The organism is Agromyces indicus (assembly GCF_031432295.1).
GTDB classification, from domain to species: Bacteria; Actinomycetota; Actinomycetes; order Actinomycetales; family Microbacteriaceae; genus Agromyces; species Agromyces indicus.
In genome coordinates this window covers 333,737-356,175 of sequence record NZ_JAVKGS010000002.1, presented here as the reverse complement: position 1 = coordinate 356,175, position 22,439 = coordinate 333,737, and the positions used below count along the sequence as shown (strand labels likewise).

At 73.1% G+C, this 22,439-nt stretch carries 16 protein-coding genes; 2 read left to right on the top strand and 14 right to left on the bottom strand.

Translation table 11 applies throughout. The annotated features are described in order from the left end of the window. Window positions 1-10: 10 nt before the first annotated feature. Complete coding sequence (locus RH861_RS07940) at window positions 11-2,197, bottom strand: ATP-dependent DNA helicase RecG (RefSeq protein WP_310520561.1); 2,187 nt, start codon at window positions 2,195-2,197, stop codon at window positions 11-13. Continuing rightward, entirely contained in the window at window positions 2,194-3,012 is an 819-nt protein-coding gene (locus RH861_RS07935) for a tetratricopeptide repeat protein (protein WP_310520560.1), read from the bottom strand. The genes RH861_RS07940 and RH861_RS07935 overlap by 4 nt, the downstream gene beginning before the upstream one ends. A 48-nt stretch (window positions 3,013-3,060) precedes the next feature. On the opposite strand from RH861_RS07935, the gene RH861_RS07930 reads away from it, so the two are divergent. Beyond that, the gene (locus RH861_RS07930; RefSeq protein ID WP_310520559.1) at window positions 3,061-3,672 is read left to right on the top strand and encodes an RsmD family RNA methyltransferase; all 612 of its coding nucleotides are present in this window, start codon (window positions 3,061-3,063) and stop codon (window positions 3,670-3,672) included. Here RH861_RS07930 and thiL read toward each other — a convergent pair. Next, a complete protein-coding gene (gene thiL / locus RH861_RS07925) occupies window positions 3,642-4,640 on the bottom strand; it encodes a thiamine-phosphate kinase (protein ID WP_310520558.1) in 999 nt (332 codons plus the stop codon). The genes RH861_RS07930 and thiL overlap by 31 nt on opposite strands. 24 nt (window positions 4,641-4,664) lie before the next feature. Here thiL and RH861_RS07920 point away from each other — a divergent pair, with 24 nt between their 5' ends. Further along, the gene (locus RH861_RS07920) at window positions 4,665-5,174 is read left to right on the top strand and encodes a DUF3515 family protein (RefSeq protein WP_067949377.1); all 510 of its coding nucleotides are present in this window, start codon (window positions 4,665-4,667) and stop codon (window positions 5,172-5,174) included. Between the two features lie 40 nt (window positions 5,175-5,214). Here RH861_RS07920 and RH861_RS07915 read toward each other — a convergent pair whose 3' ends face one another. From RH861_RS07915 to RH861_RS07865, 11 genes are all read right to left on the bottom strand, one after another. After that, a complete protein-coding gene (locus RH861_RS07915) occupies window positions 5,215-6,315 on the bottom strand; it encodes a D-alanine--D-alanine ligase family protein (protein WP_310520557.1) in 1,101 nt (366 codons plus the stop codon). Then, window positions 6,215-7,351: an NAD(P)H-dependent glycerol-3-phosphate dehydrogenase gene (locus RH861_RS07910; protein WP_310520556.1), complete on the bottom strand. Its 1,137-nt coding sequence runs from the start codon at window positions 7,349-7,351 to the stop codon at window positions 6,215-6,217. Before RH861_RS07910 ends, RH861_RS07915 begins: the two co-directional genes overlap by 101 nt. After that, window positions 7,341-8,117 (bottom strand): lysophospholipid acyltransferase family protein, encoded by a 777-nt coding sequence (locus tag RH861_RS07905; RefSeq protein WP_310520555.1) that lies wholly within the window; start codon window positions 8,115-8,117, stop codon window positions 7,341-7,343. The genes RH861_RS07910 and RH861_RS07905 overlap by 11 nt, the downstream gene beginning before the upstream one ends. Before the next feature lie 7 nt (window positions 8,118-8,124). Next, a complete protein-coding gene (gene murA / locus RH861_RS07900) occupies window positions 8,125-9,495 on the bottom strand; it encodes a UDP-N-acetylglucosamine 1-carboxyvinyltransferase (protein ID WP_197467017.1) in 1,371 nt (456 codons plus the stop codon). Further along, window positions 9,496-10,113, bottom strand: coding sequence for a 3-isopropylmalate dehydratase small subunit (leuD, locus tag RH861_RS07895; protein ID WP_067949371.1), 618 nt, complete (start codon window positions 10,111-10,113; stop codon window positions 9,496-9,498). Window positions 10,114-10,115: 2 nt separating this feature from the next. Beyond that, a complete protein-coding gene (leuC, locus tag RH861_RS07890; protein WP_310520554.1) occupies window positions 10,116-11,612 on the bottom strand; it encodes a 3-isopropylmalate dehydratase large subunit in 1,497 nt (498 codons plus the stop codon). Window positions 11,613-11,741: 129 nt separating this feature from the next. Next, on the bottom strand, window positions 11,742-12,287 hold the full coding sequence (locus RH861_RS07885; RefSeq protein ID WP_310520553.1) for an FHA domain-containing protein: 546 nt from the start codon (window positions 12,285-12,287) through the stop codon (window positions 11,742-11,744). Between the two features lie 19 nt (window positions 12,288-12,306). Continuing rightward, window positions 12,307-14,601, bottom strand: a complete 2,295-nt coding sequence (locus tag RH861_RS07880; RefSeq protein WP_310520552.1) for a transglutaminase-like domain-containing protein — start codon at window positions 14,599-14,601, stop codon at window positions 12,307-12,309. After that, on the bottom strand, window positions 14,598-15,935 hold the full coding sequence (locus RH861_RS07875) for a DUF58 domain-containing protein (RefSeq protein WP_310520551.1): 1,338 nt from the start codon (window positions 15,933-15,935) through the stop codon (window positions 14,598-14,600). Before RH861_RS07875 ends, RH861_RS07880 begins: the two co-directional genes overlap by 4 nt. Continuing rightward, window positions 15,932-16,900: an AAA family ATPase gene (locus RH861_RS07870; RefSeq protein WP_310520550.1), complete on the bottom strand. Its 969-nt coding sequence runs from the start codon at window positions 16,898-16,900 to the stop codon at window positions 15,932-15,934. Before RH861_RS07870 ends, RH861_RS07875 begins: the two co-directional genes overlap by 4 nt. Before the next feature lie 28 nt (window positions 16,901-16,928). After that, window positions 16,929-22,271 carry an Ig-like domain-containing protein gene (locus RH861_RS07865; protein ID WP_310520549.1) on the bottom strand — a complete coding sequence of 1,781 codons (5,343 nt, stop codon included), beginning with the start codon at window positions 22,269-22,271 and terminating at the stop codon, window positions 16,929-16,931. Window positions 22,272-22,439: the final 168 nt, after the last annotated feature.

Below are 22,439 nucleotides of genomic sequence, written 5' to 3'. Positions count from 1 at the left end.
CCCGGGAGTCTCAGCCCCTGCTCAGGTACTCGCTCGAGTCGTCGTCGAGGCGGCGTCGCACGGCCGCCGCGAGTGCGGGGTGGGCGGCCAGGTCCGGGTCGTCGCGGAGCACCTCGGCGGCGGCCTCGCGCGCGTCGGCGATGACGTCGCCGTGGCGCGTCACCCGGAGCAGCTTGAGGGAGGTCCGCCGTCCGGACTGGATGGCGCCGAGGACGTCGCCCTCCTGGCGGAGCTCGAGGTCGACGCGTGCGAGCTCGAAGCCGTCGAGCGTGCCGGCCACCGCGTCGAGTCGTTCCCGCGCGACGGTCTCCGCCTCGACGCGGGTCACGAGCAGGCACAGGCCGGGCACGGAGCCGCGGCCGACCCGGCCGCGGAGCTGGTGCAGCTGCGAGACCCCGAACCGGTCGGCATCCACGACGACCATGGTGCTCGCGTTGGGCACGTCGACGCCGACCTCGATGACGGTGGTCGCGACGAGCACGTCGAGCTCCCCCGCGGCGAACGCGCGCATGGTGGCGTCCTTCTCGTCGGCGCTCATCCGACCGTGCAGCGGCGCGATGCGGACCTCCGCCAGGCGCGGGTGGGCGCGCAGCTCGGCGAGCACCGAGGCGACGGATGCCGCGGGCGCGGCATCGCCTTCGGGGTCGGCGGGCTCGAGGCCGTCCTCCGCGACCTTCGGCTCGATCGCCGGGCTCACGACGAACGCCTGGCGTCCCTGCTCGAGCTCCTCGGCGAGCCGCTCCCACACGCGCGGTCGCCAGTGCGGACGCTCCGCCAGCGGGACGACGTGGGTCGTGATGCCCGCACGACCGGCGGGGAGCTGCCGGATCGTCGACACGTCGAGGTCGCCGAACACGGTCATGGCGACGGTGCGCGGGATCGGCGTCGCCGTGAGCACGAGCACGTGCGGATGCCGCCCCTTGAGCCGCAGCGCCTCGCGCTGCTCGACGCCGAAGCGGTGCTGCTCGTCGACGACCACGAGGCCCAGGTCGGCGAACGAGGTCGTGTCGCCGAGGAGGGCGTGCGTACCGACCACGATGCGCGCCTGGCCGGCTGCGACGCGCAGCGCCGCCCGCCGGCGGTCGGCGGCGGGGAGCTGGCCGGTGATCAGCGTGGGCATGACCTCGGCCGCCAGCTCGGGACCGAGCATGTCGACGATCGACCTCAGGTGCTGCGCCGCGAGCACCTCCGTGGGCGCGAGGAGGGCCGCCTGGCCGCCCGACTCGGCGACCGCGAGCATGGCCCGCAGGGCGACGACGGTCTTGCCCGAACCGACCTCGCCCTGGACGAGCCGGTTCATGGGCACCGGTTCGGCGAGATCGGCGTGGATCTGCACGCCGACCTCGAGCTGGTCGTCGGTGAGCTCGAACGGCAGCGACGCCTCGAACCGCTCGAGGAGCCCGCCGGGCGCGGGCGTGCGCCGCACCGCCTCGTGCGCCCGGGCGGCGGCGCGGCGCTCGAGCAGGACGGACTGGAGCACGAACGCCTCGGTGAATCGCAGCGTGCGCTGCGCGGCCTTCCAGTCGGCGTCGCGCTCCGGCCGGTGCACGAGCTCGAGCGCCTCGCGGTGCGCGAGCAGCCCTCGAGCCCGGCGCACGGACTCGGGCAGCGGGTCGTCGACCGGGCCGAGCGCATCGAGCACGAGCGCGACCGCGCGCTGCAGCTTCCAGCTCGAGAGGGTCGCGGTGGCCGGGTAGATCGGGATGGGCGCGGTGGCCCAGCGCAGGGCCGCGGCATCCGGCCCGGTGTCGGTGCGGGTCTCGTCCTCGAAGAGCTCGTAGTCGGGGTGCGCGAGCTGCAGCGCGCCCCGGTAGTCGGAGACCTTGCCGGCGAACATGCCGCGCACCCCGGGCTTCAGCTCCCGCGCGCGCCACGCCTGGTTGAAGAACGTCAGGGTGAGCACGCCCCTGCCGTCGGAGATCTTCGCCTCGAGGATGGACCCGCGACGCGAGCGCATGGTCCGCTCGCGCACCTCGAGGACCTCCGCGACGATCGTCACGTTCTCGTCGCGCGGGAGCCGGTCGAGCGCCGTGAGCTCGCCGCGCGGTTGGTACCGCCGCGGATAGTGACCGAGCAGGTCGCCGACCGTGACGAGCCCCCACGCGCGCTCCATCGCCTTCGCCGTGGGACCGCCGAGCAGGCCGGACAGCTTGGTGTCGAGGGTCGCGGCGCCCTCGACCGAGCGATCGGCCGTCATGCCTCGATCGTAGGCTCCGCCTCCGTCACCTCGGCCGTGAGCGCCTCGATCTCGGCCTGCACGTAGGTGTCGTCGGGCCGGGCCCGGGCCAGTTCGCGCTGCAGCTCGAGCGCCTCGCCGGTACGGCCGAGCGTGCGGAGCGCCCGACCCACCGACCACCGGGCGACGTGCTGCTGGCCGGCCGTCCCGTACTGGTCGGCGGCCTCGACGGCGCGCTCGAAGTGGTGGAGCGCGGCGACCGCGTCGCCCGCGTCGTGCTTGGTCCAGCCCAGGTTGTTGTGCAGGGCGACGCCCCAGCGCTTCAGTCGGCGATCGCGCACCCCCTCGAGGATGTCGAAGCCCTCGGTGGCCCACTCCTCCTCGTGTCCGGCGTCGTTCAGGGCCAGCATGTGGAGGGCGTCGAGGACCAGGAAGGTCGAGCCCGCGAGCGCCGCCTCGCGGACGGCTTTCGTGAACAGCGGCACGGCCTCGTCGAACCGCTCGGCGGTCGCCGCGATGCGCCCGCGTTCGAGGGCGATGCGCGCACGCAGCTCGGCCGCCTCCTCGGGCGTCTCATCGGCGCGTCCGGCCGCCTCGAGGTCGTCGAGCAGTGCGAGCGCCTCGTCGTCGCGGCGCTGGATGCCGACGGCCCGCGCGAGCTGCGTGGTCATCACGGCGCGCTCGTGCGTCGGCACGGCCTCGTCGTCGGCGACCGCGCGGAACCGCTGCTCGCTCGTCGCGGGGTCGGCGAAGTCCCAGAGCCGGTCGATGGCCTGCTGTTCGTCTTCCCGGTGGCGGGACGGATCGGCGTGCAGGGCGTCGGTCGTGTCTTCCACCCCTCCATCATGGCAGCGCGCCGGAGGCGCCCGTTATGCTCCCGAGACATGACGCGCATCATCGCCGGGTTCGCCGGGTCGCTCACGCTCGCCGTGCCCCGGTCGGGCACGCGGCCCACGAGCGACCGCGTGCGCGAGGCGATCTTCTCCGCGCTGGAGGCGCGCGACGCGGTCGACGGCGCGGTGGTGCTCGACCTGTACGCGGGTTCGGGCGCGCTCGGCCTCGAGGCGGCGAGCCGGGGCGCGAGCGAGGTGGTGCTCGTCGAGAAGGCCCGCCCGGCCGCCGAGGTGTGCCGTCGCAACGCGGCCGCCGTCGCGCGCGCCGCGCGGGGATCGGGGCCGCGCATCCGCGTCGAGGCGCGGAGCGTCGCGACGTACCTCGAGTCGGCGCCGGGCGGCGTCGACCTGGCCTTCATCGACCCGCCGTACGACCTCGGCGAGCGCGAGCTCGCGCGCGACCTCGAGCTCCTCGCCGACCTGCTCGCGCCGGAGGCGACGGTGGTCGTCGAGCGCAGCTCCCGCTCCCCGGAGCCCGCGTGGCCGGCCGGGATCGACCCCGAGCGGCGACGCGACTACGGCGAGACGACCCTCTGGTGGGCGTCCGCGAGCGCGCCCGACGCCGGCGGCGATCAGCCCCCGACGCCGTCCCAGCCCGCATAGGGATCCCACCCGGCGGTGTCGACGGGCGCCCCGTCGAGCGTGAGCACGCCCGCCTCGGCCGTCGCCACGCCGATGACCTCGAACGGATGCGGCGGCGGCACGTCCGCCGGGAACGCCGCGAGCAGCCCGTGGTCCTCGGCCCCCGCGAGCGCCGTCAGCGGGTCGGGTCCGAGCGCCGCGGATCGGAAGTCGATGCCGATGCCGCTCGCCTCGGCGATCCGACGCGCGTCGCGGGCGAGTCCGTCGCTCACGTCCAGCATCGCCGTCGCGCCCGCCTCCGCGGCGACGACGCCGGCCGACACCGGGGGCGTCGGCGCGAGCTGCGCTGCGACCAGCCGTGGATGCTCGGTGCGCAGTGCGGCGGCGGCCGCGGCATCCGGTTCGCCCCGCTCGTCGCGGGCCCGGGCGAAGAGCAGCGCGAGTCCGCGGGCGGCATCGCCCCGGCCGCCGGCGTGGGCGATCACGTCGCCCGGCCGTGCACCCGATCGCAGGACCGGTGCACGGCCCTCGAGGTCGCCGAACGCGGTGACCGAGATCATGAGCACGGATGACGCCGACAGGTCGCCGCCGACCACGCCCGCGCCGGGGGCGAGGGCGGTGAGCCCCTCGCGCAGCCCGTCGGCGATGCCCTCGAGCACCCCGACGTCGAGCGATGGGGGCGCCGCGATCGCCACGACCAGGGCCGTCGGCCTCGCACCCATGGCGGCGACGTCAGTGAGGTTCGTCGCCGCGGCCTTCCAGCCGAGGTCGGAGGGCGTGGACCAGGCGAGCCGGAAGTCGGGGCCGTGCACCATCAGGTCGGTCGTCACGACGAACCGGCCGTCGGGTGCCGCGACCACGGCGGCGTCGTCGCCCGCGCCCAGGTGCGCCGCATCGCCCGGGGCGAGGCGGGGCAGGATGCGCGCGAGCACCGCCGATTCGCCGAGGTCGCCGATCGCGGTCGACGGCTCGTGTGCAGGGGGCTCCATGGCTCCCACGGTAGCCTGATGGCGATGCCCGCTCCCCGCCCCCGCCGCCCCCGACGCACGCTGCCGCGGCTCGTCGCCGCGGCATCCGTCGCCGTCGTCGCCCTGCCGCTGCTCGCCTCGTGCGCACGACCCGTGCCGTTCGAGGCCGCGCCCGACGCCGTCGACCCCGACTGCGCCGCGGTGATCGTGCGACTGCCCGACGTCGTCGCCGGGCAGGAGGCCCGCGAGACCGATGCGCAGGGCACCGGCGCGTGGGGCACGCCGGCGTCGGTCCTGCTGCGCTGCGGCGTCGAACCGCCCGGACCCACGACGCTGCGGTGCGTGAGCGTCGACGAGGTCGACTGGATCATCGACGAGTCCGACGCGCCGCGCTACCGGTTCACGACCTACGGGCGCACGCCCGCCGTCGAGGTCGTCGTCGACAACGACGTGGTAGCGGGGACGACCGCGATCGCCGACGTGTCGTCCGCGGTGTCGGTCATCGAGGCCGACGGCGGATGCACCGACCTCGAGGACCTCGCGCCGGAGGGGTGATCCCCCCGCCGAGCCCGGCCCGCCGCCGCGGAGCGTCGGCTCAGCCGAGCCGGACGCCCCGCGCGAGGCCGACGCGGATGAGCTCGTCGACCAGCTCGGGGTAGGTCACCCCGGACTCCTGCCAGCAGCGGGGGAACATCGAGATCGGCGTGAAGCCCGGCATCGTGTTCAGCTCGTTGACGACGAACCCGTCCTCGGTGAGGAAGAAGTCGACGCGTGCGAGGCCCTCGGCCCCGATCGCCTCGAAGGCGCGGATCGCGAGATCGCGCATCTCCTCCAGCCGACCCTCGCCGAGGTCGGCCGGGCAGACCAGGTCGACGCCCGGGGCATCGAGGTACTTCGCGGCGAAGTCGTAGAAGCCGTCGCCGGTGAGCACGATCTCGCCCGCGACCGACGCACGCGGCCGCTCCCCCGGCGCGCCGCCGAGCACCGCGATCTCGACCTCGCGGCCGACCATGGCGGCCTCGACGAGCACCGTGTCGTCCTCGGCGAACGCCACCTCGAGGGCCGCGTCGAGATCGCCCGCCTCGGCCACCCGGCTGACGCCCACGCTCGATCCCGCACGCGCGGGCTTGACGAACTGGGGCAGGCCGAGGGCGGCCGCATCGGCGCGCACGCGCTCGGGGTCGTCGGCCCACTCGCGCGCGGTGACCGTGCGCCACGGCGCGACCGGGATGCCCGCGCCCTGCAGCGCGGTCTTGGTGAAGTGCTTGTGCATGCCGAGCGCGCTCGCGAGCACGCCCGAACCGACGTACGGGAGGCCGAGCAGCTCGAACAGGCCCTGGATGGTGCCGTCCTCGCCGAACGGGCCGTGGAGGATCGGGAACACCAGGTCGATGTCGCCGAGCGAGGACTCCTCGCCGCTCGCGGTCGTCACGCGCAGCTCGCGCGACGCGGAGCTGTCGGGCCACCGCACTCGCGTCCCGTTGTCGTGCACCTCCGGAAGCCGCTCGGGGTCGAGCGCGAACCGCGACGGGTCGTCGGCCTCGAGCACGAAGGCGCCCGCGCGGGTGATGCCGACGGGGATCAGCTCGTAGCGGTCACGGTCGATCGCCTGCAGCACTCCGGCCGCCGTTGCGCAGCTGATCGAATGCTCGCTGGAGCGCCCGCCGAAGAGCAGTACCACCCTGAGCTTGTCCATCCATCGTCCTTTCGCCCTGGGGCTCGTCGTCGGTCGTGAGGTGCGGCGCGATGTCCTTCGGGGCGAGCGTGCCGGCGAGCACCTGCCGGACCTGCTCGACGATGGGCATCTCCACGCCCTTCGCGCGCGCGAGCTCGAGGATCGGCCCGACCGACGCGAGCCCCTCGGTGGTCTGCTGCATCTGGTTGACGACCTCGGGCAGCTTGTACCCCTGGCCGAGCAGGCGACCGGCGGTGTTGTTGCGCGACAACGGCGACTGGCACGTCGCGATCAGGTCGCCGAGGCCCGCGAGGCCCGACAGGGTGTCGGGATGCGCGCCGTGCGCGACGGCGAAGTCGGTCATCTCCACGAGGCCGCGGGTGATGATCGAGGCCTTGGTGTTCTCGCCGTAGCCCGCACCGTCGACGATGCCGATCGCGACCGCGATGAGGTTCTTCAGCACGCCGCCGAACTCGGTGCCGATGACGTCCGTGTTCACGAACGAGTGGAAGTACGGGTTGCGGGCCACGGATGCCACGGCCTGCGCCGTCTCGAGGCTCGTCGACGAGACGACCGCGGCCGTGGGCTGCTCCTTCGCGATCTCGAGCGCCAGGTTCGGCCCGGAGATCACGGCGATCTTCGACTCGGCGATGGGCAGCACCTCGGCGATGACCTCGCTCATGCGGTGGCCCGTCGACTTCTCGACGCCCTTCATGAGCGAGACGACGATCGCCTCGGCGTGCAGGTGCGGCTCGGCCTCGATCAGGTTCTGGCGCAGCGTCTGGCTCGGCACGCACACGTACACCTGCTCGGCCCCAGCGAGCGCGAGGTCGAGCCGGCTCGTCGAGCGGAGGCCGATCGGCAGGTTCACGCCGGGGAGGTAGTCGCTGTTGCGCTTGCCCTCCTGGATCTCCCGCGCGAGCTCGGGGCGGCGCGCCCAGAGGACGACGTCGGCCCCGCCGTCGGCGAGGATCTTGGCGAACGTGGTCCCCCAGCTGCCGGCGCCGAGGACGGCCACGCGCTTGCCCTGGCCCCGGCGCGGCGTCCTAGCCTTCAAGGCGTCCCGTCTCCTTCTGGCCGTGCTTGGCCGGGTCCCACCGCTCGGCCGGCGGGATCTCGCCGCGGAGCTCGCCGAGAAGCGCGGCGATCGCGTTCATCAGCTCGTCGGTGGCCTTGAGCAGCGTCGCCTGGTCGAGCGGCTTGCCGCGGTAGGCGGAGAGGTCGAGGGGCTCGCCGATGATCACGTCGACGGTCTTGCGCGGGAACAGGCTGAGCTTCTTGCCGTACCGGGGCAGGATCGCCTGCGTGCCCCAGTGCGCGGCGGGCACCAGCGGGATGTCGCGCTCGAGCGCGATGCGGACGGCGCCGGTCTTGCCGCGCATGGGCCACAGGTCGGGGTCGCGCGTGAGCGAACCCTCGGGGTACACGATGACCATGCGCCCCTTCTCGACCAGCTGCTCCGCGGCCCGGATCGCCGCGTGGCTCTGGCTGCCGGCGCGCTCGACGGGGATCTGCCCCGAGGTGCGCAGGAACCAGCCGAGCACCGGGTTCTTGAACAGCGACGCCTTCGCGAGGAAGCGCGGCGCGCGGCCGAGGTGCCAGGCGGCGACGCCCATGACGAGCGGGTCGACCTCGCTGTAGTGGTTCGGCGAGAGCACGACCGGCCCGCTCTGCGGCATCCGCTCGCCGTGGTGGAAGCGGTACTTCACCCCGAGGCTCCACAGCGGGAGGATCAGGACGGCGAGGACCCAGAAGAACGAGGGTCGACGCTTCTCGGAACCGGGCTTCGCGGCCGGCGCGGATGCGGGGTCTTGATGTGGCACTGACCCATTATCCTTCGAGCGCGAAGTCCGCCCCGAGCAGCTCGAGCTTGGTGATGAAGTTCTCGTACCCGCGCGCGATGATGCCGACGTTCGACACGGTCGAGCGCCCCTCGGCGGTGAGCGCCGCGATGAGGTGGCTGAAGCCGCCGCGCAGGTCGGGCACCTCGATGTCGGCGCCGTGCAGCTGCGCCGGGCCCGAGATCACCGCGGAGTGCTTGAAGTTGCGCTGGCCGAACCGGCACGGGCGACCGCCCAGGCACTCCTTGTGCACCTCGATCGACGCGCCCATCTCGACGAGCGCGTCGACGAAGCCGAAGCGCTGCTCGTAGACGGTCTCGTGCACGATCGACACGCCCTTGGCCTTGGTGAGGGCCACGACGAGGGGCTGCTGCCAGTCGGTCATGAATCCGGGGTGCACGTCGGTCTCGATGATGACGGGCTTCAGCTCGCCACCCGGGTGGTAGAAGCGGATGCCGTCCTCGGCGATGTCGAACGCGCCGCCGACCTTGCGGAAGACGTTGAGGAACATGAGCATCTCGGCCTGGCGCGCACCGCCGACGAAGATGTCGCCCTCGGTCGCGAGCGCCGCGGCGGCCCAGCTGGCGGCCTCGTTGCGGTCGAAGAGCGCGCGGTGGGTGTAGCCCTGCAGCTTCTCGACGCCCTCGATGCGGATGACGCGGTCGGTGTCGACCGAGATGATGGCGCCCATCTTCTGGAGGATGTTGATGAGGTCCATGATCTCGGGCTCGATCGCCGCGCCGGACAGCTCGGTGATCCCGTCGGCGAGCACCGCGGTGAGCAGCACCTGCTCGGTCGCGCCCACGCTCGGGTACGGCAGCGACACCTTCGCGCCGTGCAGCCCGTTGGGGGCCGACATCCGGATGCCGCTCGGGAGCTTCTCGACGATCGCGCCGAAGTTGCGCAGCACCTCGAGGTGGTAGTCGATCGGGCGGTCGCCGATGCGGCATCCGCCGAGGTCGGGGATGAACGCCTCGCCGAGCCGGTGCAGCAGCGGACCGCAGAACAGGATCGGGATGCGGCTCGAACCCGCGTGGGCGTCGACCTCGGCCATGTGCGCCGTCTCGACGGCGGACGGGTCGAGGACGAGGTCGCCCTCGTCGGCGCCCTCGGTCACGGTCACGCCGTGCACCTCGAGCAGGCCGCGGACGATGCGCACGTCGCTGATGTTCGGGACGTCCTTCAGGACGCTCGGGGTGTCGCCGAGGATCGCCGCGACCATCGCCTTGGTGACGAGGTTCTTGGCGCCCTTCAGCTCGATGCGACCCCGAAGCGGCTTGCCCCCGTTGATCGTGATGCGATCGACCTGGAGGCCCACCGCCGTTCCGTGCTGCTTCGCGTCATTCACGAGTGTGTTCACTCAGTTCCCTGTCTCTGCCGGCTCCCGGATCGGGAGCGTGGTCGGCCGCCACGCCTCACGGTGCGACTCGAACTCGGCGATGGCCGGCTCGTCCCGGAGGGTGAGCCCGATGTCGTCGAGTCCCTCCAAGAGCCGCCACCGAGTGTAATCGTCGATGTCGAATGAAACCGTGAGCGAGCCGATGCTCACCGTACGCTCAACCAGATCGACGGTCGCCGCTATTCCCGGCTGGTCCTCGATCGCCGCCCAGAGGCGCTCGACATCCTCGTACGCGACCTGCGCGGCGAGCAGGCCCTGCTTGCCGGCGTTGCCGCGGAAGATGTCGCCGAATCGGCTCGAGATCACGACGCGGAAGCCGAAGTCGCGAAGCGCCCAGACGGCGTGCTCGCGGCTCGAGCCGGTGCCGAAGTCGGGGCCCGCGATGAGGATCGCCGCGCCCGCATAGGCGGGGTCGTTGAGCACGAACTCGGGGTCCTGCCGCCAGCCGTGGAACAGGGCGTCCTCGAAGCCCGTCTTCGTGACGCGCTTGAGGAACACCGCGGGGATGATCTGGTCGGTGTCGACGTTGGACCGGCGCAGCGGCGCGGCGACACCCGTGACGGTGCTGATCTTCTCCATCGTCAGTTCCCCTTCGCTCCGCTGGTCGAGTACGCCGGGACGGCCGTGTCGAACCCGGCCGCTCCCTCCTGCTCGAGGTCCCACGGGCTCGAGAGGGTGCCGCGGACGGCCGTCGCGGCCGCGACGAGCGGCGACACGAGGTGCGTGCGGCCGCCCTTGCCCTGGCGGCCCTCGAAGTTGCGGTTCGAGGTCGACGCGCACCGTTCGCCGGGGGCGAGCTGGTCGGGGTTCATGCCGAGGCACATCGAGCAGCCGGCGAAGCGCCACTCGGCGCCGAACTCCTCGAACACCTTGTCGAGCCCCTCGGCCTCGGCCTCGAGGCGCACCCGCGCCGAGCCCGGAACGACCATGACGCGCACGCCGTCGGCCTTCTTCCGACCCTGGATGATCGACGCGAAGGCACGCAGGTCCTCGATGCGGCTGTTGGTGCACGACCCCATGAAGACCGCGTCGACCGGGATCTGCTTCAGCGGCGTGCCCGGCTCGAGGTCCATGTACTCGAGGGCGCGCTCGGCGGCGGCGCGCTCGTGCTGGTCGTCGATCGACGCCGGGTCGGGCACGACGTCGCTGAGGGAGACGCCCTGGCCGGGGTTCGTGCCCCAGGTCACGAACGGCTCGAGCGCGTCGGCGTCGATGAACACCTCGGCGTCGAAGGTCGCGCCCTCGTCGGTGGGCAGCGTCTTCCAGTAGTCGACCGCGGCGTCCCAGTCGGCGCCGCGCGGGGCGTGCGGGCGGCCCTGCAGGTAGGCGAACGTCGTCTCGTCGGGGGCGACCATGCCGGCCCGTGCGCCCGCCTCGATCGACATGTTGCAGATCGTCATGCGGCCGTCCATCGACAGCGAGCGGATGGCGCTGCCCCGGTACTCGAGCACGTAGCCCTGTCCGCCGCCCGTGCCGATCTTCGCGATCACGGCGAGGATGATGTCCTTGGCCGTGACGCCGGGCCGGAGCGTGCCCTCGACGTTGATCGCCATCGTCTTGAACGGCTTGAGCGGCAGCGTCTGGGTGGCGAGCACGTGCTCGACCTCGCTCGTGCCGATGCCGAACGCCATCGCGCCGAACGCGCCGTGGGTCGACGTGTGGCTGTCGCCGCAGACGACCGTGATGCCCGGCATGGTGAGGCCCAGCTGCGGGCCGACGACGTGCACGATGCCCTGCTCGACGTCGCCGAGCGAGTGCAGGCGGATGCCGAACTCCTCCGCGTTGCGGCGCAGCGTCTCGATCTGCGTGCGGCTCGTGGGGTCGGCGATCGGCCGGTCGATGTTCAGCGTGGGCGTGTTGTGGTCCTCGGTCGCGATCGTCAGGTCGGGACGGCGGACCGTGCGACCGGCCAGCCGGAGGCCGTCGAAGGCCTGCGGGCTGGTGACCTCGTGCACGAGGTGCAGGTCGATGTAGATGAGGTCGGGGGTGCCGTCCTCGCCCTTCGCGACGAGGTGCGCATCCCAGACCTTCTCGGCGAGGGTGCGCGGGCGGGCCTGCGGCTCAGTGGGCGGATTCATCGATGAACGTCTCTCTCGGATCGTGGGGGATCAGCCGACGACGGACTCCGCGACGGGGGCGGCCGGTCGAACTAGGCCCCGTCGCGGCACCGAAGGAGGAGGCGGAACGGTACGCGCACGATCCTCAGGTTACACCGTCGCGTCGGGGGCCCGGTTCACGAGGAACGCGACGTCGCCGAGCAGGAGCACGGCCCCCTCGGGCACGGACGTGGGTCGGCCCGGCTCGAGTTCGACGGCGTCCTCGCCCTCGGGCCAGATGCGGACGCCGTTGGTCGAGGCGAGGTCGGTCGCGAGGAGCCGGTCGTCCACGACCTCCAGCAGCGCATGCGTCTTCGAGAGCGACCGGGCCGGGTCGTCGATGGCGACCGGCTCGGCCCCGGCCGCGGCATCCGTCGCCCTCGGGTCGCGGCCGACCACGACGCGACTCCGCACCGTGACGTCGTGGCCGGCGTCCGACCGCAGGCGCCAGGCCGTGCGCGGCCCGTGCGGGCGGATCGGCGGGGCCGGCGGCGGGGGCGGCGCGGCGGCGCCCGGCGGCGCGCTCGGGACCGGTGTGGCCGGCGCCGGCGGCCGCAAGGCGGGGATCCGATCGGGCACCCGCACCGTGCGCTCGGGCTCGGCCGGCGCGGGCGCGTCGGGCACGAGTCCCGGCGGGGGCACGATGAAGTCGCTCACGCCCCCACCTTAACCACGCTCAGCGTCGTCGGTGCACCCGGTAGCGGGCGATCAGGCGCCGCAGTCGGCCGGCCGCCGCCGCGACGGCCGCGGCCGCGGCATCCGCTTCGGACCACCGGCGCTCGACCGCACCCGGCTCGACGTCGCCGCCGCCGAACACGTCGCGGTCGACCGTCGCGGCGAGCGACGTGAGCCGCACGCCGTCCTCCGCGAGCCGGACCGACCCGAGGCCCTGCTCGTCGAGCTGGCGCTCGAGGTCGCGTGCGGTCTGGAGCCGCGACGCGCGCTCGGGCGGGTCGAACCCGAGCTCGGCGTAGCGGTCGACGAGCTCCTCCCAGGCTCCGGCCGCCTGCCGATCCGTCGGCCCGCTGCGGCGGAGCCGACGGCGACGGCGGCGGGCGAACATCGCGACGAGCATCGGCAGCAGCAGTGCGGCCGCCGGGATGCCCACGCTGGCGATGACGATCCACGCCCAGGCCGGCAGCTGGAACGGACGGTCGCGGTCCTCGTCGTCGGTGTCGTCGATCTCGACGGTCGTGAGCAGCTCGTCGTCGGCCTGCTCGGCTCGCGGCGGCTGGCGCACCTGCGGCTGCGGCTCGGACTTGGGCTTCGGCGTCTGCTCCTGGGGCACGTCGATGTTGTCGGGGGTGGGTCGGAACGGGACCCAGCCGACGCCCTCGAACGGCACTTCCACCCAGGCGGTCACGTCGGACCCGACGACCTCGACCTCGTCGCCGCCCTCGCCGACCTCCGGCGCGTAGCCCATCACGACGCGGGCCGGGTACCCCAGGTGGCGGGCCATCAGCGCCATCGCGGCGGCGTACTGCTCCTCGTCGCCGACCATCTGCGTGCGGGTGAACAACTCGATGAGGCGGTCGGCGCCGTGGCCGGCCCGCGAGGGCACCGCGTCGCTCGCGAGGCCGTGGCTGAGGAAGCCGTTGGTCTTCAGGCCCCGCTCGATCGCGCGCAGCTGCTCGATCGGGCTCGCCGCATCGCCGGCGTACTCCTCGGCCTTCGCGGCGACGACGTCGGGCAGGTTCTCGACGACGGGCAGGGTGAGCTGCGCGACCGGAACGTCGACGAGGGCCGAGTCGTCGGGCTCGCGCTGGATGCGCGACTCGAGCCGGTACGCCGTGCCCGGACCGACCCCGCTCGTCAGCACGGCCGTGCCGGCGTCGGCGTTGTAGCGGAGGTCGCCGGCGCTCGACGTCGCGGCGTCGCCCCGGAGCTCCAGCTCTGAGCCGTACCCGACGGTCGGCAGCCACACGTCGTCGTACCCGAGCACCTCGACGTCGACCGCGCGGGCGCTGCCGAGGTCGGCGAGCGCGGGCGGCGGGAGCGTGCGGCCCACGATCGAGTACCCGCCGTCGCCTTCCGCCTCATCGGGTCCGGCGACGTTCCAGAGCCGCCCGGAGTACGAGTCCATCGCCGCGAGGCGCAGCGTGTCGCCGGGCTGCAGGCCGGCGACGCGGAACAGCGGCTCCTCGGCGAGGTCCTTGGTGTACGTGCGGTAACCGGCCAGGGGGCTCGGGAACTCCAGCGGGTCGAAGGGCGGCACGACCTCGTCGCGGAGGACGAAGCGGTCGGGGGCGACGGGGGCGAGGGCGAGCCCGGCGACGGCGCCCACGGCGACCGCACCGGCGACGACCGCGGTCGCGCCGGTGAGCCGCCGGCGCCGCAGACGAGCGGCGCCCTCGCCGGACGCCTCGACGGTCGCCCCGCGCCGCCACGCGATCCAGGTGAGCGCGATCGCGGCGAACGCGACCCCGCGCACCGCCGCGAGGAACGCCTCGTCGGTGCCGAGCAGGATCCCCGACAGCAGCAGCAGGACGGGGCCGATGAGCACGACGGCCGCGCGCAGCGGCGTACGCTTCGCCGGCAGCCACCGCAGCACCAGCAGTCCGCCGACGAGCGACACCACGGTGGCGGCGGCGTAGGGCACGACGGCGACGTACGCCGGGGCTTCGACGGGGGCCTGGATGGTGAGGATGTCGGCCCAGCCGTGCACCGCGCCGACCGCGAGCCCGGCGAGGGACTCGAGCGTGGGGAGCACCCCGAGGAAGGCCGCGCCGGGCATGGCGAACGGCGTGCCGACGAGGAAGTACAGCACGATGCCGAGGAGCACGGTCGTGAGGACGTCGAGCCGCAGCATCGTCCCGGCGACCGCCGCGAGCGTGCCCACCGCGATGCCGGCGAGCGCCGCGGCCAGGAAGTCGAGCCCGCCGAAGCTCGTCTCGTAGCCGATGACACCGAGTAGCGACAGCAGCGACAGCACGCCGAGGTCGACGAGGGCGGAGCGGGGCGGGCGGGTCACGGGCGCACCCTCCGGACGAGGCGCGACAGCTCGTCGAGCGCGCCGACGGTCACGACGGTCGACTCCCCCACGCGCGCGATGCGCGAGGCCGCGCCGACCTCGGCCCGGAACGCGATCACCTGGGTGTCGGAACCGAAGACGGTCTCGACCGCGCGGAACTCCGCGAGCGGCGCGAGCGACCCGGCGACGACGATCACGACGCTCGGCACCGGAACGCGGCGAGCCGCCTCGCGGACGAGGTCGCGCAGCGACGCCGCGGGCGTGACGCCGACGGCGAGCGACTCCCCCGCGGCGGCGGCCGGTTCGATCCGGCTCGTGTCGTCGAGGAGCGCCGTCGGCGTCGCCGTGTTCAGCGTCATCCGGTCGGTGGCGACGGCGAGGCGCGTGGCGTCGCGGATGACCTGCACGCCGAGCGACGCGAGCACCGACACCGCGAGCTCGAACTCCTGCTCGGACGCGTAGTGGTCCGCGCGCGTGGCCTGCACGAGCAGCAGCTGGGAGCGCCGCGTCTCCTCGTACTGCCGCACCATGAGCTGGCCGGTGCGCGCCGACGTGCGCCAGTGCACGTTGCGCAGCGCGTCGCCCGGCTCGTACGCGCGCAGCGCGTGGAACGAGATGTCGTTGTTCGTGATGGTCTTCGTGATCTCGCCCTCGAGGTCGCGCACGAGGCCGGCCGCCGAGGGGCGCAGCCGCGCGGTCACGGGGTGCACGAACAGCTCGACCGGGTCGGTCCAGCGCACCTCGCGGCGCAGCAGTCCGAGCTGGTCGCCGCGAACGGATGCCGCGGGGCCGGCGACGATCACCGCGCGACGCTGCGTGGGCACGGCGAACAGTTCCTCGTGCTCGTCGCCCGGGCCGATGGCGGGGATGACGAACTCGGCGAGGCCGGCGCCGACCGGCAGCTCGAGCTGCGACGGCACCGACGGCGCCTCCCCGACGTTCTCGACGACGAGCCGCCCGAGGGCGCGCTCGCCGGCGACGACGCGGCGCGGCTGGAGTTCGACGCCGACGCGGTAGCGCACGCGCCCGAACACGAACGGGATCGCGACGAGCAGTGCGGCGAGCAGCGTCGCACCGACGAACGCGAGCTCGATCCAGCCGAGCGCCCACGCGACTGCGAACGAGGCGGCGGCGACGGCGAGCACGAGCCATCCGGTCGCCGAGACGACGCTCGTGACGGGTTCGGCGAACGCGGCTGCGCGCGCGCCGAGGCGACGAAGCCGGGCGGCGGTCGAGGCGACGGATGCCGCGGCCGAGCGCCGCACGGACCGCAGGGCGATGCGCGCCTGCGACGGGACCTTCGGTGCCGGGGGCGCGCCGGTTCCGGCCGTCATGCCGCCCGGTACGCCGGGGGCACGACGTCGGCGACCACGCGCGTGACGATGCCCTCCGCGGTCACGCCGGCGAACTCCGACTCGGGGTCGACGATGATGCGGTGGGCGAGGACCGGCACGGCGAGTTCGCGCACGTCGTCGGGCGTCACGTACGTGCGGCCCCGCGAGATGGCCCACGTCTTCGCGGTGCGGGCGAGCGCGAGGGCGCCGCGCATGCTCACGCCGAGGGCGGAGTCGGCGTGCTCGCGCGTCGCCGACACGATCTGGTTGAGGTACGACAGCACGGCGGCGTCGACGTGCACCTCTGAGGCGAGGTGCGCCATGGTGGTGACCGAGCTCGAGGCGATGATCGGCGACACCTTCGAGGCGCGCGCGCGGTTGGCCGAGTCGAGCAGGAGCGTCACGGCCGTGTCGTGGTCGGGGTAGCCGAGCGAGGTCTTGACGAGGAACCGGTCGAGCTGCGCCTCGGGCAGCGAGTAGGTGCCGGCCTGCTCGACGGGGTTCTGCGTGGCGATGACCATGAACGGGCTGCCGACCTCGTAGCTCACGCCGTCGACGGTGACCCGGCCCTCCTCCATGACCTCGAGCAGCGCCGACTGGGTCTTCGGGCTCGCGCGGTTGATCTCGTCGGCGAGCACGATCGAGGCGAAGATCGGCCCGCGGTGGAACTCGAACTGTCCCTTGCCCTGGTCGTAGATCGTCACCCCCGTGACATCCGACGGGAGCAGGTCGGGCGTGAACTGGATGCGGGAGTGCGTGCCGTCGAGCGTGTTGGCGAGCGCCTTCGCGAGCACGGTCTTGCCGGTGCCCGGGAAGTCCTCGAGCAGGACGTGCCCGTCGGACAGCATCGCGGTCACGACGAGTTCGATGACCTCGCGCTTGCCGAGGATGGCGCGGTCGACGTTGTCGACGAGCTTCGAGAAGGCGTCCTGGAACCACAGGGCCTGGTCTTGGGTCACGGTCATGGTGTGTCGTCCTCGTGATGGTGGTGGGTCAGAGCCGGCCCCAGTGGGCGACCTGGCTGTAGACGGTGCCGCTCGGTCCGACGAAGCGGATGCGGACGGCGGGGTACTGGTCGGGGTTCGCGGTGCCGAGGCCGCTCAGCGTCTGCACGCTCCCGTTCGCGGAGAGGTTGTACGACGACGTCGACAGGTTCTGCCAGGCGGCGTCGGTGTTCCACTCCTTGTACTGCACGGTGATCTGGTAATTGCCGGGCTGGAAGTTCTGGTAGTCGCCGATGACGTAGCGGCATCCGTTGCAGTACGGGGCGGGACCGCCCTTGCGCACGGTCGCGCCCGCCTGCGGCGGCGGCGGGTCCTGCACGGTGAAGTTCCGCGACTCGGCCGGACCGGTCTTGTTGCTGCCCTCGTTCACCGCGCGAACGTGCACGGTGTGGCTGCCGGCGCCGACGCCCGTGAATCGGTGGGCGCGGTCGGTTCCCGAGTTCGTCCAGCTCCCCGAGTCGAGGCGCACCTCGTATCGGACGCTGCCGCCGCCCGTGTCGCTCGGCGCCGCCCACGACACGTCGACGCTCGTCGGCGCGTTCCCGTTGACCTGGGCGTTCACGTTCCGCGGTGCCGTCGGCGTGCCGTACGGCGTCGCCGACGCCGACACCGGCGACCACTCGCTCCACCCCTTGGCATTCTGTGCGCGCACCATGAACCGGTAGGCCGTGCCGTTGGTCAGGTTGCCGATCTGCTGGTTCACGCCCGCGGCGTTCGCGCCGAAGTCGCGCGCCTGCCCGTTGACGTCGACCTGGTAGGCGGTGATCGGCGAGTTGTTGTTCGCCGGTGCCGCCCAGCGGATCGTCACGGTGCGGTCGCCCGAGCCGATGATCGCCGGCGCGGCCGGGCGATCGGGCCGGTCGCGCACGACGACCGTCACGCGTCCCTGCGACTCGCGCGCGGGGTCGCGCGTGCCGTCCTGGATGCGGTAGATCACGCTGAGCGTGCCCGTGAACGCGGCGCCCGTTCGCACCGTCACGTCGGAGGCGGTGTGGCTCACGGACGCGTTCGCGCCGACATCCGCCTGGTCGATCTGCGCCGCCACGATGCGGAGCGGCGCGTCGGGGGCGAAGGGGTTGAAGTCGTTGGCGAGCACGTCGATCGTGCGCGTCTCGCTGCGGACCATCTCGACCGGACCGTCGTCGTTCGCCTTCGGCATGGCGCGCGTCGACGACACGACGGCGACGTCGACGTAGCCCGGCACACGGAACTCGTTGAACACCACGTCGAACGTGATGCGGGTCTTCGTGCCCGGCTGGACGCCCAGCGGAGCGGAGAGCCGCAGCAGGGAACCCTCGACGAGCTCGCCGCGGATGTCGGCGGTCGAACCCGACAGGTTCTGGTACGACACCCGCTCGATGTTGTCGCGGTTCGGGTGGTCGGTCGACGAGCGCAGGTCGACCGTGAGCGGCGCCTCGCCCGCCTCGATGGTCTCGCTGCGGGGCGTGAACGCCGGCGGCGCGTCGTTGAAGTTCGGATCGCCGACGGTGATCGGGATGGTGAGGATCGCGTTGCGGCCGACCGGGTCGTCGGCGCCCTTGCCGTCGGTGACCTCGAACGTCACCGACGCCGGTCCGCGGTAGTCGCGCGCGGGCACGAACTGCAGCGCGGTGCCGCTCACGAACGGCGCCTCGCCGGAGTTCGTCGCCGAGGCGGACAGGATCGTGGCCGGGTTGCCCGACGGCACGACGACGAGGTCGTCGACGTTCCAGCTGATGCGCCCGTTCATGGGCACGATGATCTCGCCGAGCTCCTTGAGGTACGGCGCCGGGAACTTGGCCTTCTCCTCCGCGAGCAGCTCCTCCGGCGTCTTGGGTCGCTGGGTCTCCTCGACGGTGTCGTCGCCCGACGGGACCGGGGGCACGATGACGAACGCCGTGGCCGACAGGTCGTCGAGGGTGTTGGTGAGCTTGTAGGCGACGGCGTAGCGCTCGCGTCCCGGCTCGACGTCGATGGTGCCGTCGGATGCCACCTCGGCGCGCCCCGCGTTCGGGCCCTCGAGCGTCACCTCGAGGTCGTCGACGAGTCCGCCCGGGTTCGTCGCGTCGGCGAGCGGATCGACCGTGACGGTCTCGCCGTCGACCACCTGCTCGGGCTCGATGACCTGGTCCTTCGCGGTGGGCGGGTCGATCACCGCGTCGTCCGTCACGGCCACCTGGAGGAACGCGGTGTCGGCGCCGCCGCGGCCGTTGGAGATCTCGTAGCGGATCGTGTACGCCGCCTCCTGCTCGGGTGCGGTGACCACGATCCGTCGACGGTCGCGGATCTCGGCCTCGATGCCGTCGTCGACCTCGGGCAGGTCGACCACGCGCAGCCGGTACCCGCTCGGGTCGGAGTCGTTGAGCAGCACCTCGACGGAGGCGGTGCGGCCCGGCTTCATCTCGATCACGTCGTCGACGGCCTTGGGCGGCAGCTGCACGGCCGGGCGCGGGATGACGCCGATCCGGATGGTGCCCTCGGCGGTCGCGCCGAACGTGTCGCGCACCTCGTACGTGAAGCTGTCGGTGCCCGCGGAGCCGGAGAGGGCCTCGTAGGTGAACGACGTGCTGGTCCGCTCGATGATCCGCCCGAGCGTGGGGGCCGAGCGGATGCCGGTGAGGGTGACGGAGTCGCCGTCGGGGTCGAGCTGGTCGAGCGGCACGTCGACCGTCACGGCGGAGCCGGCGAAGGTGCGCGAGGTGAGCGGCGTGGGCAGCGGGTCGCGGTTCTCGCCGGCGTCGCGCGCGACGACCGTGAACCGCACCGCCGCGCGGGCGGACTGGTCGTGGTCGTCGCCGATCGTGTACACGGCGCTGTACGCGCCGGGCGCCTCGGGTGCCTGGAAGCGGACGGTGTCGCCGTCGACGAACGCCAGCCCGTCGCCGACCTCGACGTCGAGCAGCTCCGGCTCGACGTGCAGCTTCGCCGCGTCCGGATGGTAGTCGTTCTCGAGCACCGGCACGGTCACGATGTCGCCCGCCCGGACGATGGCGCCGTCGTCGACGGCCACGGGCGGCTGGTGCTTCACGAGCGGTGGCACGGGCACGATCGTGACGGTGGCGGTCGAGGCGTTGACGCCGTCGGAGACGGTGTAGGCGACCTGCAGCTGCTCGTCGACCGCCTGCGAGGCGGTGATGCGCAGCACGGTGTTGGTGAGGATCTCGACCGACACCAGGCCGTCGGCCGCCGAGTCGTCCATCGACTGCACCGCGAGCACGCGGCCGGACGGGGACACGTCGTTCGCGAGCACCGGGACGGTCAGCGGCTCCCCCGCGCGGAGGTAGGCCGTGTCCTTCACGGCGATGGGCGGCGGGGCCTCGCCGGGCGGATCGACGACCTGGACCCGGATGAGGCCCTTGCTCACGGCCGCGCCCGCGCCCAGGTCGTAGAGGAAGACGTACTCCCCCGGGGCGTTCGCGGAGAACGCGATCGTGCCGCGCTCGACGTTCGGCGTGACGGTCGCCCCGTCGGGCGGCTCGACGACGCCGAGCAGCTCGAGGCCGGCGCCGGACGGCGACAGGTCGTTCACGAGGGGTTCGATCAGCTCGGTCTCGCCGACGAACGCCTGCGCGAAGTCGGGCGTGCCGATGGGGTTGAGTGTGCCCGTCGGCTTGACCTCCACGGTGAGGGTGCCCGCCGCGGTGGTGCGCCCGTCGGAGACCGTGAACTGCACCTCCTTGGTGCCGAGCTCGGCCGAGCGGTGCTCGAAGGTGACGTAGCCGTCGGGGCTGAAGCGCACGGCGTCGCCGCCGGTGGGCGATGCGTTGACGAGGTACAGGTCGTCGCCGTCGGGGTCGTTCCAGTCCGCGAGGACGTTGTACGACAGCTGACGGCCCTGCTCGAGGCTGATCGCGCCGCTGCGCATGGACGTGGGTGCGGCGTTCTCGCTGTCGGGCACGATGCGGACGTTCACGGACGCCTCGGAGACCCCGCCGCGTCCGTCGTTCACCCCGTAGCGGAACGACACGCTGCCCGCGGCGCCCTCCGCGGGCGAGAACTGCAGGGCCCGGCCGCCGTCGATGAGCTCGAGCCGCCCGGCGGACTCGGGCACGTCGGAGACGGAGGCGATGGTGAGCACGTCGCCGTCGGGGTCGGTGTCGTTCTCGAGGACCTCGAGGATCGTCGTCCGCTCGGGACGCACACCGTAGTCGTCGTCGCGCGCGACGGGCGGCCGGTTCACGTCGGTGCGTTCGGCGAGCGTGTCCTCGAACGTCTGCTGCGACGACTTCTCGTCGCCCTCGAGCTCGTCGGACTCCTCGGGCGGCGTGACCTCCTCCCAGTTGTCGACGAGCCGCAGGTCGGAGTCGACGAGCCACGCGTTGCCGTTCGCGAGGTCGTTCAGCACGATCACGTCGCGGTTCACCCGGAATTCGAGCCGCGATCCGGCGGTCGGCTGGTCGATGGGCTGGGGTTCGGGGTCGGCGTGGTCGCACGCCGCGAGGTAGCGCTGCCCCGGCGCCCACGCGCCGTGGAGGCAGGACCCGAGGCGCACCGGCGCGGCGACCTCGCCGGCGTCGGCCGACGGCACCTCGGCGCCGCTGTCGATGACGCGGATGTCGCCGCCTCCGAGCGGCACGTCGAGCAGGCCCGTCGACGTGGCGAGCGCCACGCGGTCCCGCTCGGGCCCGGACTGCTGGATCCGCAGCGCGGGTTCCGGCAGGTCGATCTCGCGGCCGTCGGCGATGACGACGTCGGCCTCGACGTCGAGGACGACCGCGCGCTCGCCCACCGCGGCGATCTGGTGCCGCCCGAGCCGGGGAAGCTCCGTCCGCTGCGGCTCGTCGGCGTCGCGTCGGATGCTGACCAGTTCGCGGTCGCCCGGCGCCGTGGCGAAGACGGTGCCGTCGCCGCTCACGGCGACCTGCGCGTCGTCGCCGAGCTCGGCGATCGGATCGGTGCCCCGGTAGTCGAAGGCCAGGTCCGCCGCGGCGGGCACGCGCCACAGGTCGCCTTCGGGCGAGAGCACGGCGATGACGTCGCCGCCGTAGGCGAGCTGCGACGCTGGCGGCACGTCGATGCGCTGGACGAGCGTCGTGAAGGACGGGTCGATGCGCTCCACCGACCCGACGCCGGGGTCGTACAGGAAGGCGTCGTCGCCGTGCTGGAACACGTCGATGTCGTTGGTCGCGGCGGCGACCGCGGCGTCGAGTTCCTCGATCTGCCGGTTCAGCCGCCCCGCGAGCAGTTCCTCGGCGTTCGTCACCCAGACCTCGCGGGCGCGCAGGTCGGGGTCGGTGACCGGGAAGCCCTGGTGGAGTGCCGCGATCCCGACGGGCACGCCCGCGAGCACGGCGAGCGCGACGATGGAGGCCGTCTTGCGGCGCGTGCGCACCCAGGACCTCAACGTGACCAAGCTCGTCTCCCCGCGTGCGTTCCGTCGATAGGGCGTCGGATGTCGCCGCCGGAGACCGGCGGGCCGGGCCTCCGAGACCGGTGGCCGGGCATCACGCTAACACGGTCCTCCGGAGCCGCCGAATGGGGAGCGGTGCCCATTCGGACGCATGAATCGGAGAACGCCCTC